This window comes from Cronbergia sp. UHCC 0137 (genome assembly GCF_034932285.1).
GTDB lineage: Bacteria > Cyanobacteriota > Cyanobacteriia > Cyanobacteriales > Nostocaceae > Cronbergia.
In genome coordinates, this window is the sequence record NZ_JAYGHC010000049.1 from 25,540 (window position 1) to 39,063 (window position 13,524).

A 13,524-nucleotide genomic window follows, 5' to 3' on the forward strand; every position below is an offset into this window, starting at 1 on the left:
TTTATTTGATTAATGACTTTGAACATAGATAGAGATTTGCACTCTCTACCGCAATTCCTTTCTTAAACCCCCATCAAACCCCATCAGCAATAGCTATTTATTCCAGGAAAAACTATCCAGATTATTTAACAATGTCGCTAAAATAAATCGGCAAAGTCTGTATACTGGTTGCTATTTGACTGATCTGGTTTTTTGTGTGTATCTTATTAGACTTATTGTCCAGAATAAAATTATACAATAAATCACTAAATTCAAAACCGAATTAGTACCTAATTTTACAAAAAATTCATGAATATAACTTATATAAAGCAAGTATTAATATCAGGATTTACCCAGGGGATAGGAAAGATTGCTAGTGGTCTGTCAAGCTAAAAATTATGAGTTTGAAGTAAAAGAGAGAGGCTATTAACTGTAAACCTCAGCAGATATCCTCATAACTGATTATGCTCAAGACTTATATTGTCCGGTTAAGTCAAGAAGAACGGCAGACCCTACAAGATTTGGTATCCACAGGCAAAGCAGCGGCTTACAAAATTAAGCACGCCAATATTCTGTTAAACATTGATGTCAATGGACAAGGATGGACGGACGAGGAGGCTGCTACCGCCTTTAGTTGCCACCGAAACACAGTCGCAAATCTCAGGGAACGATTGGTAAAAGAAGGTATAGATTCAGCATTAAACCGCAAGCCCAGTAAAACGCCGCCTCGTCAAACGATTATTGATGGAGAGGTGGAAGCAAAACTAATCGCCTTGCGTTGTGGAGAACCACCTGCTGGTCAGGCACGTTGGACATTACGGTTACTGGCAGACAAGGCAGTTGGTACTTTAGCACCAATAGCCGGACGTTATCGAATTTTTATTTTAGATGAATGCCACTGCTTAACCGGTAATGCCTTCAATGCTTTACTCAAATGTATTGAAGAACCACCACCTCATGTTGTCTTCATTCTCTGCACCACAGAACAGCACAAGGTTTTACCTACTATTGTCAGTCGTTGTCAGGTGTTTAATTTCCGCACTTTATCAATTCAAACAATTGTGCAGCATCTCCGTATTATAGCAGATGCGGAATCTATTTCTATTAATGATGAGGCATTAAGCGCGATCGCTCGACTGAGTGATGGTGGTTTACGGGATGCGCTACAATTACTCGGTCAGACCAGTCTTTTAGATGTAGATATCACTGCCCATCATGTCATGGAAATCGTTGGTGGTGTCACAGAAGCAGAGCTAATCGCTATTTTACAGGCCATCTCTACCAACAACACTTTTAACTTGCTGCAAGTAGCCAGAGAATTAGTAGACTCTGGGAAAACGCCCAAGTTGATTATCTCAAATTTACTGCAAACATACCGAGATTTACTGATTATCAAGTCTGCACCCAAGGAACAAGCTTTACTGACTGGTTGTGTCAGCCATACTCAACTCAAAGCTTTTGCTAAACACTGGAATTTTGAGACACTGAATTTGTCTTTAGCTGAGTTACAAAAAGCTGAAAATTATCTGCGGTATACGGTCAATGCAGCGGTGTGGCTGGAGGTTTGTTTACTCAATTTGCTGCCTGGTTTATTGCCTGGGGGTGCAACAAAAACAAAAGTTAAACCAGGGCATGATGGCAAATTGTTACCAACTTTTGGCACGTACACCATCAACAAGGTGACTGATAAACCTGTGGATGATCCAGGTAAAGATAGCTTGTTACCAGCAGTTGCAACCAATACCGCTAATACTTCTAATACTGCTAATTTAGCGCAAATTTGGCTTTCTGTGATGGATAAGGCGAAACCCAACCATCAAAAGCTGTTGGCTCATGCAAATCTGGTGAAATTGCAAGGGTCTAAGGCAATTTTAGAGGTGACACCAGCTTACCTGCAAAAGTTTGAGAATAGCAAAGAGGCGATCGCTAAAATGTTGCAACGAGCTACTCAAAGTCCAAAACCCCTGACTGTGTTGATTAAGACAAGCAATCACAGTCATAATGGGAGGGTCACAGGATGATTGTTTTGCTCACGGGTGATGATGAATACGCGATTCAGTCACAGCTAAACCAGTACAAAACGGAGATTGATACCCAATGGCTGACTCTATGTTATCACCGATTTCCGGCTATTCAGCTTGATAAAGCTTTGAGTGTGGCTCGTACTCGTTCCCTGACTGGTGGTAAAAAACTGGTAATTGTGGAAAATTGCCACCTCAAGCAGTGGGGTGATCCTGAGTTGGAAACCTTGCAACAGTTGGTGCAAGTACCTAATTCGACAATTTTGGTGTTTGTGGCTAATAATGTGGATAAGCGGCTGAAGGTTTACAAACATTTGGTCAAGTATGGGACGTTGTTTGAGTTTTCGTTGATACCACCTTGGCGGTATGATTTGATTGAACAGGCGATAGTTTCGCTTCCTGCAAAACTCTACAGGAACACTACTGATAATGCTGTGACAGCTAAGAAAATTAAACTGCTGTTGTCAGAGGATGCGGTGACATATTTAGCACAAGCTATTGGTAATGATATGACCCGTGCAGCTTCTGAGTTACGCAAACTGTCTATCTATGCTCAGGGTAGAAAGTTAGAACTTGCGGAGGTACAGGAGTTAGTTCCATGTCAAACTCAGAATAGCCTACAATTGGCTGCGGCTATGCGTGAAGGCAAAAGCCATCAAGTTTTGCAATTGTTGGATGATTTACTGTCTCGTTCTCAACCTTTAATGGTGATTGTCAGCACTATTTTAACGCAGTTTAGAACTTGGTTATGGGTGAAGTCTGCGATTGTTTCTGGGGTGAAGAAGGATGGTGAATTAGCTCAATTGTGTAATATCAGCAATCCTCATCGTATTTACTATTTGCGTCAGGAGGTAGCAAATACAAGTATCAATGCTTTGGCTAAAGCGGTGACTATGATTTTGGATTTGGAAATGTCTATTAAGAGGGGTGTTGAGGGTAGGGATTTGTTGGTAATAATTCTTAGTATTACTAAGTTATTCAATCTAGCTTAATTATGGTATGATTAGATATTGTGGATTTTATTACTGTAAGTTTAACTTAGTATAAAATCTACAATATTTTTAATCATTGTCGATATTTAGAGTTGATAAAATAAATAGAAAAAATAATTCCTATGGAAAATATTAAATAAATCGGCTTGGCTCTCCCAGAGTTCGTTTGAAAAATTAATACTAAAAAATAGTCAAAACCCTTGATATAGCTAGGTTTGGCTCTAATTTAATTGTGAGTTGGAATTTGTGAGCGAACTCAAGGAGACGATACATGAACTGAGTACGTCGAGAATGATTTTCTGGTTTATTATCTTGGTTGATGACCAATTATAGATTTTATAAGGCTTTGAGTGAGAATTTTGACGAAAAATACGAGTACAGACTGTATAAAAGTCCTGCATCTGTGGCAATAATAGTTATGTAGACTATATAAACACAGGTGAACCATGAGGGAAATTGGTTTTGTAAAGTGGTTTGGTGGGTATGACTCCACAAGAGGAAGAGAAAATAATTTTGGGTATATTCAACGTGAAGATGGATCACAAATAAAAGTCTATAGAGAGCAAGTTCGTTGTGAAGAAACTTGTTTGAGAGAGGGAATATTAGTCACATTTAATGTAAAAATAAATCCGCAAACTAATAAAGCAATAGCTAAAAACTTAAATTTATTTAAGGAAGTTGGCAAACTGAAAAATTTTTGTAACTCTACTAATCCCAATAATTATTGGTTTATAGACTCTGATTATCAAGACAATATATTAGTACATAAAAAAGAAATTAATTGCTCCGAATTAGATTTACAACCAGGAAGACTTGTAAAATTTGAATTGCAGCGAGATGGCAATGAATGTAGAGCAATAAATGTACGCTTACTTAATAAAGAAGAAACAGATTCAGATATTATTGAACGTTGTCTGAGCCACAAAGATCCTAGATTTTGTGCTTTTGGACTTTGGGGTTATCTCAATAATCATTCTCTAGATGAAGCTGTATCTTTAGCATCTCAAAAATTAAACAGATACGCATTATGGGAAAAACGACGTTTTTTACGTGATCTACCAGAACCTATATCGCTTTACTTTGAAGTTGAAAGTCTTACACCAGTAATACCTGATAAAGATCAACGTCAACTATTCTTACAAATTTTAATGGATGATTTCACTAAAGAAATAGATGATAGTTTACGAGAAGACATATTTAATATAATAAACAAGTCTCAAAATCTTAATTCAAATTTATGCAATAAGGTTATAAATAAGTTGTATGAATTATATTTAGATGCTCCAGAACATCGTAAAAAACTGAATCAAGAACTACAGATCAAATGCTTAATTGAACTTATAAGTCATGTGCAAAATGATTCTCATATTAAAGAAACACTATTAAATGATTTGCAAGATATTTTAGAAGTTTCAACATCAATTTCTCTGTGGGGCTTAATACCTAATTATATTATTCTAGAAAAACATATTTGGACTATAGCACCGCGAGATAGACGTATTGGAATACTTGTGAGTCAAATTAGTAATCCAAAAGATTTAAGTCATCAAGATAAATTTTTAGAAATTGCTAAAATACTTGAAGAATCTGCACTAGAAGAAATTCCTTCACTAATTTCCATATTTCAAGATAAATATTGGATTAAAAGTCACGATGCTATTTTAAGATTTTTACCACATATTGAACAAATTACTATCCTTGTAGACAAATTTAAAAATAATGTTAATGATCATGAATTTATCATAGCTAGAATTTCACAATTACTAACTGAAAATTTAAACAATAACCTTCCGAAACTGTTGTCTTTACTACCAGAGAGTGTAAAAAAATACGATGAAATATTAAAGTTTTTGCCAGCACAGGAGAAAGTTAATATACTTTTATCCAAACTCAAAAAAGAAGATGCAGTAGAAAATAAAGATATTATCGTAAAAATAGCAAATATTCTCAAAACTTTTTCTATTAAAGAACAGATTGAATTAATAGAAAGACTACCAAAATGGTTAAAATATCAAGAACCCATACTTCAATGTTTTTCTTTCTTACCTCCAGATGAGCAAGTTAATTTAATATGGTCATTAATAGAATCTGATGACTTATCCTTTTGGCATTATTTATCGAGAAAAGCAAAAATAATGTGTGTTTATCGGTTGGAGAAAGAAAGTAAAAATACATCTAACTTTCTAAATGCACTGAAGAAAATCATAAACAATTATCCAGAAAATGACTCTTTGGTTAGATGCGTACTCAACATTATATGGGTGAAAGAAAATCGAAATCGTGCTAATCAAGGTTTTCAAAAAGTAGATGAACTGTTAATAGATTATGTAATACAACAAGCAGACACTTCTCTTGAAACTATAGATATAGACCCATTACTTCCCTTATGTAAACCTAAAAAAGTTAAATATTGTGTCGCAAAACCTTGGGCAACAGATGAAGATAAGCAGTTAAAAACTAACCGAGTCTCTCTTGCTTACTGCCCAAGACTAAGAACAGCTTGTGATTTATTCGACTCTAAGAAAACTGATAATTCCAGTTTTGGATCATCTTATGGTGCGCGGCTTTATGCTGATTGTTCACAAGATTGGAGAGATTGGTCTTTACTAGAGCTTTTTGAAATAGCAGATATTGTACCGAAAATTAAGGAAATGGAAAAACCTGAAGATTATGTTCCAAAGTTATCAGGTTGGGTTAATCGCATCAATGAAATTCGGTTAAGATTAAAATGTTCCGTGTGTGAAGATGCGATGCCACATCGTATCAAATATGCTAAGTTTCAGGCTAAATTCAGCGTAACAGTTTTCTCTTGCAAACATGGAATTGGTCATGACCGTAATATTTACTTAAATGACTGCTGGGGATGTGAAGCAATAATTGATAGTCGAGAAAGTAAACATAAATCACCAGAAAAAAAATATTATATCTGTATTCACTGTGGAAGTGGAACGCAACACAGTAATATTTATACTCAAGGAGATATTTGCCCAAAATGTGGCACACCAGCCATGACAGTCAGCAAAGGAAATTATCGCTACCGTCAATGTCGTTCCTGTAATCACAAAATCAAGCTACCTAAAGATAAGAAGATAACTGGACCCCAATGCCCTCAATGTGGAACAAGAGGAATGATGCTGACAGTTAACGAAAAAAATCAGCAAGTTCGTGTTTGTCGCTCATGCGGACATACAAATTAAAAATGTAAAATTTTGAACTCGATTTAAAAAATTTACGGGAGTTACGTAGATTACCAATTCTACTTTGGTATCATTCCCCCACTGGGGGATTTATGAGGGCAAAGTTCAAAAAACACCACCATGAACACGCCCAACTACAGCTTATTACTACAAAGCCTGTGGACACCACCTACCACACCCATTGCCGAAAATTCCCACACCAATCACCATCCCCCAGAACCAACAGAAATCGCCGAATTTCTAGCAGAAGAAATACTCTATCAACAAACAATTCCCGCCACCGAACCTAACCTCAAAACCATCCCCAAAGACCTACCAAAACAATTAATCAAAGCCCTACAATCATTAGGAATCACCCAACTTTACTCCCATCAAATCAAAGCCTTACAAGCAATTAGAACAGGTAAAAGTTTCATCCTCACCTCCCCTACAGCCAGTGGTAAAACCCTCAGCACATACCCCGGCATTATCGAAGGTTGCATCAATCAAGAACACCGAGCTTTAGCATTTTATGGACTACGAGCATTAGCACTTGACCAATTCCATAAAATCTCACAATTACTTTCTACCATACCCCCAAAATATCGCCCAGTCCTAGCAATGATCACAGGAGATGTCAAATCAGCAGAAAGAGAACAAATCCTGGCCAGTGAACCCCATATATTAGGTGTCACTCCCGAATTAATTCACTTCCAACTCAAACAAGTTTGGAAATCACCAAATTGGGCAAACTTTTATCAACAATTACGCTACATCTTAATTGATGAAGCACACACCCTTTCCGGTAGCTATGGCGCAAATATGGCTTGGTTAATTCGCCGCATTAAATTAGCAGTAGATCATTACGGTGGTGATTCGCAAAAACTGCAATTTATCTTCCTCAGTGCTACTTGTGGAAATCCTAAACAATTAGCTTTGAAAATCTCCGGTTTAAAACCCACTAAACTCAACCCCAAACCCTTAATTTGGATTCGCAAAAGTGGCGCAGCTTCACCACCCAGACAAATAATTGTCACCCAACCAAGCGCAAACAACTATCAAATTAGTAGATGCAATTTCTGGGGAAGAATTAGAGGAAATATCTGAAGATATCGCTTATCGAGAAGTGCATCCCCAAGCTATTTATAAACGCCAAAATGCGAAGGGAGAAATGCTAACTTACCAGTGTATTTCCTTAGACCTTAACAGTAAACTAGCGATTTTAAAACAAACAACAGATAAGGCAATTTTTACAGTTGCAACTACTGTATCACAAACCAGTAGTTTAACTGTGTTAACTGACCCAGTAAATTTACCATTGCTGTTTTCTTCAGATGCTATAGAAGAAAAGAAACAGGGGGAACAGGAACAGAAAATAAAGGGGAAAATTTCGCACTCTGCACCTTTATCTGAAGTTGAAGACTGTCAAGTAGGACTTACGCACGAGTTACGGAATAAACGAACCACAGAGGCACAGAGAACACAGAGAAATGAGGGTTTGAGAGAGATTTTGCGTAAGTCATGTCAGGAATACTTAACCCTAGAACTGAGTTTTGGTGAAGTTAAACACATTACCAGCGGTTACAGTTTAATGACGCAAATTTACGAGCAGACTTGTTTGAATAAACGGTGTCTCAACTATAAAGAACCCTTACCTCAACAACCGCGTTGTCCCCTATGTCGTAAACTCACCCGCAAAGCTGTAATTGTCAAAACCCTGTCAGAAGCCAAGTTTGAACAGCCTTTTCGCACCCAGTTTTCTGCCCCTATGGTGAAAGTAACAATTAACTCAAGTGCGCGAGAATACATCCAACAGTTTGCTAAAGAAACTAGAACCAGTTTAACCCGCAGTCAAGAACCGATACCTTCTGGTTATCAACAGTTGTGGGAATATTCCAGTCCCTTCATTGCTATGCACAGCTTTGGACATCAAATTATGAGAGCATTACAGCTTGTAGCGAGAGTTGACCCCAAACAGGTGAATTTTACAGTAGTGAAGGAGTTAGAGGAAAATAACAATTACATAGGTTACTTCTATGATACCAGTGATGGCGGCAATGGTGCGGCTGAAGCTGTGTTTAAACATCTGCCAAAACTTGTGGAGGTTGCGGGGGCGATCGCACGAGATTGTAATTGTCATACTGGTTGTGCCAAGTGCCTAATTCAATATGGCTGTCCTGATGGGAATACTGCTTTATTGAAGCAACTGGGGTTGGTGTTGTTGGATGCAGTTGCTAGACCTGAAACATAGCATTTTGAGTTGTTAAATTTGCAGAAATACCTACCCTTAACAACGTACTCATAGGGTAGGATTAAAAAAGTTATCAGTTATCATAGTAAAGTGAAAACAATCAACCTTTTATTTGATGGTTTTTATGAGCGAGAATTTAGATGAAAAACAAGCTCGTTTTCAACTCAACAATATACCAAATCGCTTAGGACATATAGCGGCTAATTTAGCACGAATTAAGTCATTTTCTCAGATTGCTTATAAAGAAGCGGTGAAAAGTGTAATTTCAGAAACAAAGTTGTTTATTGAGTGGACAGCAGCAGAAATAGAACCTGTTCAAGCTGAGGAATTGGTGAATATTCAAGTTCAATTAGCGATGTGGGAATTAACTTGGAATGATATTTGGGCAGATGAAAAAGTGCGGACAGAAGTTGCAGAACAATCTGGTCTTTGGTCTGAGCGATTATTAGATATGTCAGGCTTGCTATCTGAATCTATTTCATAGTAATTAACTCAAGAAACTAGCAATCATACTAACTTAGAAGGTGGGATGTTTAAGGAATATCATTAAAATGATTAGAGAAGTTATGTGGTTCATTAAAAAAGTACAGGATGCCATGAAACAAATACGTCTTGCTGAGTTAAAACAAAAGATTAAAGAAGGTATTGATAGTGGAGAATCTACACCCTTAAACATGAGAGAAATCATTGCCAAAGCCAAACAACGAAGGCAATAATTAATCAAAATAATTAATTTGCAGCTAACCGCTGCATGGGAGAGATGTAATTTTCTCCCAACTATGCCAATAATCAATCTGGCTGATATTCAACAAATTAAGAAAACACAGCAACAACTTTTATTTACTCAGCAAAACCATCATCCAAATCACTCTGCTGTTGATTCTATTATTGCCGATAACTTCCATTTGCTGATGAAACAATTATTTTTACAACTACCTGTAGAACCTTTATTAAATGCCCATCCTCAAATTGCTCAATGGGTTGCTCAAGTACAGGAACTTGCACCCGAACTTTTTCAATCTCGTAAAAAGTTATTAGTTGACAACCCAGTCATTGCCCCCTTAATGATTAATAACGATAATTACTTTATTCAAGTCATCACAAATATAGCATTTAAACAAGGTATTCCCAGACTTTATGAATGGGCTGTGCGTCATCCTCAGTTTAGCTGGCAAGACCGAGTAAAATTGTGGACTACGACCGTTCAATACTCAGTTATTCCTAACCAAATGCAGCTTGTGATTTTAGCATTAGACCATGTAAAACCACCCCAAAGATTAAATATACGTTGGCATAAAAAGTATCATCGGCAGACTGAAAGATGGTTAATTAAACTCCTGAATCAACCTCAAGAGAATGATGCCCAATCAAATAAAATTAATCAGGATATATCGTTACTGGTCAATTTAGATGATATATCTGAAGTTATCATTTAACCCTCTTTTGTCAAATACCAAATTTACTTTTTTACTCAGCATTGTTGCGGTGAACTTCGATGAAAAATTCATACTAAATCTTGCAAAATGCCGCACGGGGAATAAAACGCCAACCACTAGCACCACCAAAACCACCACCAACACCATAATCTGATAGAGGAATACCAGGTAAATGTCCTGGAGGAGCTTTCAAGGAATAATTGAGATTATTAGTATTAATAGTCCGATAACCACCGATAACCGTTGAATCTTTTGTATACCAGCCAACACGAATCACAAATTTTCTGTAGATATTCTCATCAAAATTCGCTTTACCTCCAAAATCTTGCCAAATTTTGCGCTGAACACTAAAACCAAATCGGTTTTTACTGGACTTGAGCCAAAGTTGGTTTAAAATACCAAGATGATTACAGGGAAAGTTGTTCATTTCATCAGAGGTAAGATAATTATCACCAGATTTTGAAAACATCACCATTTGTTTCCAAGTTTCTAAGTCAGCTTCTTTCCATTTACCTGCTGCTAATAATTTTTTCAGTTGAGTGTAATTTGGTTGTTTAGATATGTAGGAATGTGAATTAGGTTTTGGTTTTGACCCTATACTTGAGGGAACTATGCTACATAGAGTGATCATTCCACAAAAAATAGTCAGTAAGCACTTGGTTGGAGAAGTTCTCATAATTTGATGTTAAAGATATATTGCTGATTATATAGGTATTTTCTCAGGTACAATACATTTTTTGTCAATCTAAAATTTATAGGAGACTCCCACTACAGATGATTAACTAGACTTCTTGCAAAAGTCGTGATTTTCAAATTCTTCTTTGCGTCTTTGCGCCTACTCTGCGAGATATGCCTCCGGCACGTTACACGTTAACGTAGTTTCTCTGTAAGAGGCACGCTTTCGCGTAGCGTTTCGCAGAAAAGCGCGATTGCGTGATCTTTTCAAGAATATTCTTGGCAACACCAAAGTATTTATGCAAGAGGTCTACTGATATAATTTGACCTGGAAGTGAGCAAATCAAAAAAGTATTTATCGCAAATTTACTGATATTATAATTATGGTTGTTGTAGCGATTCTCGCGACAGGAAAAGGAACAAGAATGAAATTTTGATATAGATTATCCTAGATACTTAAAAACGATTCCAGTTAGACTTATGGATAACACGCTGCAATTATTAACCCCTATACAACTCGGTACTTACACCTTACCGAATCGTCTGGTAATGGCTCCTTTAACCCGCTGTCGTGCTGCGGCTGGTAACGTTCCCTACGAACTCCATGCCACCTACTATGCACAACGAGCAACCGCTGGACTGATTATTTCCGAAGCAACCCAAGTCTGTCCCCAAGGACAAGGTTATCCCGCTACCCCCGGCATCCATTCTGCTGAACAGATTGCTGGCTGGAAAAAAGTTACCCAAGCGGTTCACGACCAAGGTGGTCGCATTTTTCTGCAACTCTGGCACGTTGGGCGCATTTCCCATCCTGATTTTCAGCCAAATGGTGAATTACCCGTTGCCCCTAGCGCGATCGCTCCAACAGGAGAAGTCGGAACCTACGAAGGCATGAAACCCTACGTCGCGCCCCGCGCCCTTGAACTCGAAGAAATCCCCAGTGTGATTGACCAATATCGTCAAGGTGCGAAAAATGCCCTCGAAGCAGGCTTTGATGGTGTTGAAGTACATGGTGCAAATGGTTATCTGATTGATCAATTTTTGCAAGACTGCACCAACCACCGCACCGATGCCTATGGCGGCTCAGTAGAAAAGCGCTCGCGCTTTTTGATGGAAGTTCTGGAAGCCGTGATTGAAGTCTGGGGTGGCGATCGCATTGGTTTGCGATTATCTCCCTCCGGCAGTTTTAACGATATGGGCGACTCAGACCCCAAGACCCTCTTCAGCTATGTGGTGCAGGAACTCAACAAATTTAACTTAGCCTACCTGCACCTCATCGAACCCCGTCTCAATGGGAGCCAAGATACCCTAGAACATCTCAGTAGCGACCTCACCTCTGGTTTTTTCCGTCCCCTGTTTAACAACAAAATTATTGCCGCTGGCGGATTAAACCGTGAAATTGGCGAACAAATCATCGCCAAGGGCGAAGCTGATCTGATTGCCTATGGTCGCATCTATATTTCCAATCCTGACCTTGTGAAACGTTTTGCCTTGAATGCGTCGTTAAATCCCTATGATCGCAGTACCTTTTACGGCGGCACAGAACAGGGCTACACTGACTATCCCTTTTTAGCAGAAGCGTAAAGTTATGACCTTGGAGTGCCGATTTTCAGAGTTGCTTTAACTTGGTGATTGGCACTCCCAAAACCTGCCTAGAAATATTTTTTGTGATTCGTGGCGATCGCCTCTGGCACTGCGCTCCGCGCAATCGCTCCCTGCGGTTGGTTGGCGTTGGTAATTACTGCCTGTCAACCTTGCAATCCTGGAGTTTGATAAACTCGTGTTGTAAAATTCTCCAAAACATCAGTTTCTTGATGATTACCAGACCCCTGTACTGTTACCACATCTTCCTCTGGTAATGGCAACATCCGTCCTGCTTCCTCAATGCGGTCATACAATGCCTGTGTCAACATCTTAATATCAGGAATTCTCACCTGACTTTCTAAAGCCAGTCTAACTTGTGTGTCCCAAAGTGCTTCACTGTCCTTAGCTCGTTTTTCATCTGTTTTCGACACCGGAATAATTAAAGGATAAGGAATTGATGCTTGTCCCCCGGAACTGTAACCGGGACTGGTAATTACACATTTACCTTGGGGAAACTTGAGAATTTCATCTGCACTGATAACAGGCATTTTTTGTAAGTTCTCACTCCAACTAATGGAACGACTCATTTGTCCACCAAGCGATCGCCCTGTAGTCCGATTTTTAATCAGCACTTCCTTTTCCCCGTAACGCTTTAAGTAATCCTCTGCCGTTTTGTAATTACCCGGATTGAACAGAACATGGGTACTACAAGCCGAAGCGATCGCACTCCCCATTTTATCGCCATAAATATCGTAAAGCTGCTCTAAACTTTGGATACCTAAGATAAAACAAGCCCCATTAGAACGGTATTCATTAATCCACTGAGGCAGTCTATCCAGCTTAATTGATGGTAATTCATCCAAAGAAATAATCAACGGGTCTTGACAGGGGTGGCTCAAATTACCGACAATCATTAAGTGCATTGCTGCTGCCAGTAAAAGACCAACCACACTGCGACGTTCATCATCTAGCTTGAACACCACCATTTCTCTACCTGATAGCTGAGTAGGAATATCCAATTTACCGATGAATGCCCGTAACAAATCAGCTTGAATAAAAGATGAGAAAGTCCCGGCGGCTGTCGTCAAAATCCCGGAAATAGTCTTTTCTGCGTCCTTAGCACTCAAAAACTGACATAAACGAAGTGGCAACCCATTCATCTAAGCGTTTGGACTGTACCGCATGATCAAGACGTTGTACCAATTTTGGCAACCGCAACACCGCATACAGCATGGCCATATCTGGGTAAGCTGAACCCTTGACTAACTGTAATAGTGCTTTTGCTAACAAATCCCCAGCTTTAGCAAAAAACTCATCACTTTTACCTCCATTAGCAGCATTGCGGTTAATGACTTGACCAATTTCCCCAGCCATTACCCCATCTGTTGCATCCCGCATAAAATCCAAGGG

Annotated in this window: 11 protein-coding genes and 1 pseudogene; 9 read left to right on the plus strand and 3 right to left on the minus strand. The window is 38.6% G+C overall.

Annotation, left to right across the window (positions count from 1 at the left end):
* Positions 1-443 precede the first annotated feature (443 nt).
* The 8 genes from VB711_RS20550 to VB711_RS20585 all read left to right on the plus strand — a co-directional run bounded on the left by VB711_RS20550 (position 444) and on the right by VB711_RS20585 (position 9,855).
* On the plus strand, positions 444-2,000 hold the full coding sequence (locus tag VB711_RS20550; RefSeq protein ID WP_323288139.1) for a helix-turn-helix domain-containing protein: 1,557 nt from the start codon (positions 444-446) through the stop codon (positions 1,998-2,000).
* A complete protein-coding gene (gene holA / locus VB711_RS20555; protein ID WP_323288140.1) occupies positions 1,997-2,992 on the plus strand; it encodes a DNA polymerase III subunit delta in 996 nt (331 codons plus the stop codon). The genes VB711_RS20550 and holA overlap by 4 nt, the downstream gene beginning before the upstream one ends.
* A 446-nt stretch (positions 2,993-3,438) precedes the next feature.
* Positions 3,439-6,189, plus strand: coding sequence for a hypothetical protein (locus tag VB711_RS20560; protein ID WP_323288141.1), 2,751 nt, complete (start codon positions 3,439-3,441; stop codon positions 6,187-6,189).
* Between the two features lie 120 nt (positions 6,190-6,309).
* On the plus strand, positions 6,310-7,275 hold the full coding sequence (locus VB711_RS20565; RefSeq protein WP_323288142.1) for a DEAD/DEAH box helicase: 966 nt from the start codon (positions 6,310-6,312) through the stop codon (positions 7,273-7,275).
* Complete coding sequence (locus tag VB711_RS20570; protein WP_323288143.1) at positions 7,199-8,419, plus strand: DUF1998 domain-containing protein; 1,221 nt, start codon at positions 7,199-7,201, stop codon at positions 8,417-8,419. Before VB711_RS20565 ends, VB711_RS20570 begins: the two co-directional genes overlap by 77 nt.
* Before the next feature lie 124 nt (positions 8,420-8,543).
* Positions 8,544-8,903 carry a hypothetical protein gene (locus tag VB711_RS20575; RefSeq protein ID WP_323288144.1) on the plus strand — a complete coding sequence of 120 codons (360 nt, stop codon included), beginning with the start codon at positions 8,544-8,546 and terminating at the stop codon, positions 8,901-8,903.
* Between the two features lie 67 nt (positions 8,904-8,970).
* The gene (locus tag VB711_RS20580; protein WP_323288145.1) at positions 8,971-9,135 is read left to right on the plus strand and encodes a hypothetical protein; all 165 of its coding nucleotides are present in this window, start codon (positions 8,971-8,973) and stop codon (positions 9,133-9,135) included.
* 63 nt (positions 9,136-9,198) lie between these two features.
* Positions 9,199-9,855: a hypothetical protein gene (locus tag VB711_RS20585; protein ID WP_323288146.1), complete on the plus strand. Its 657-nt coding sequence runs from the start codon at positions 9,199-9,201 to the stop codon at positions 9,853-9,855.
* A 73-nt stretch (positions 9,856-9,928) separates the two neighbouring features.
* Here the strand turns inward: VB711_RS20585 and VB711_RS20590 are convergent, their stop codons facing one another.
* Positions 9,929-10,531: a GUN4 domain-containing protein gene (locus VB711_RS20590; RefSeq protein ID WP_323288147.1), complete on the minus strand. Its 603-nt coding sequence runs from the start codon at positions 10,529-10,531 to the stop codon at positions 9,929-9,931.
* 479 nt (positions 10,532-11,010) lie between these two features.
* On the opposite strand from VB711_RS20590, the gene VB711_RS20595 reads away from it, so the two are divergent.
* The gene (locus VB711_RS20595) at positions 11,011-12,114 is read left to right on the plus strand and encodes an alkene reductase (RefSeq protein ID WP_323288148.1); all 1,104 of its coding nucleotides are present in this window, start codon (positions 11,011-11,013) and stop codon (positions 12,112-12,114) included.
* 164 nt (positions 12,115-12,278) lie between these two features.
* Here the strand turns inward: VB711_RS20595 and VB711_RS20600 are convergent, their stop codons facing one another.
* Together VB711_RS20600 and VB711_RS20605 are read right to left on the minus strand one after the other, a co-directional pair.
* Positions 12,279-13,265 (minus strand): type IV secretory system conjugative DNA transfer family protein, encoded by a 987-nt coding sequence (locus VB711_RS20600; protein ID WP_323288149.1) that lies wholly within the window; start codon positions 13,263-13,265, stop codon positions 12,279-12,281.
* Positions 13,231-13,524 (minus strand): annotated as a pseudogene (locus tag VB711_RS20605) (type IV secretory system conjugative DNA transfer family protein); the annotation flags it as partial. The pseudogene VB711_RS20605 and the gene VB711_RS20600, both read right to left, overlap by 35 nt.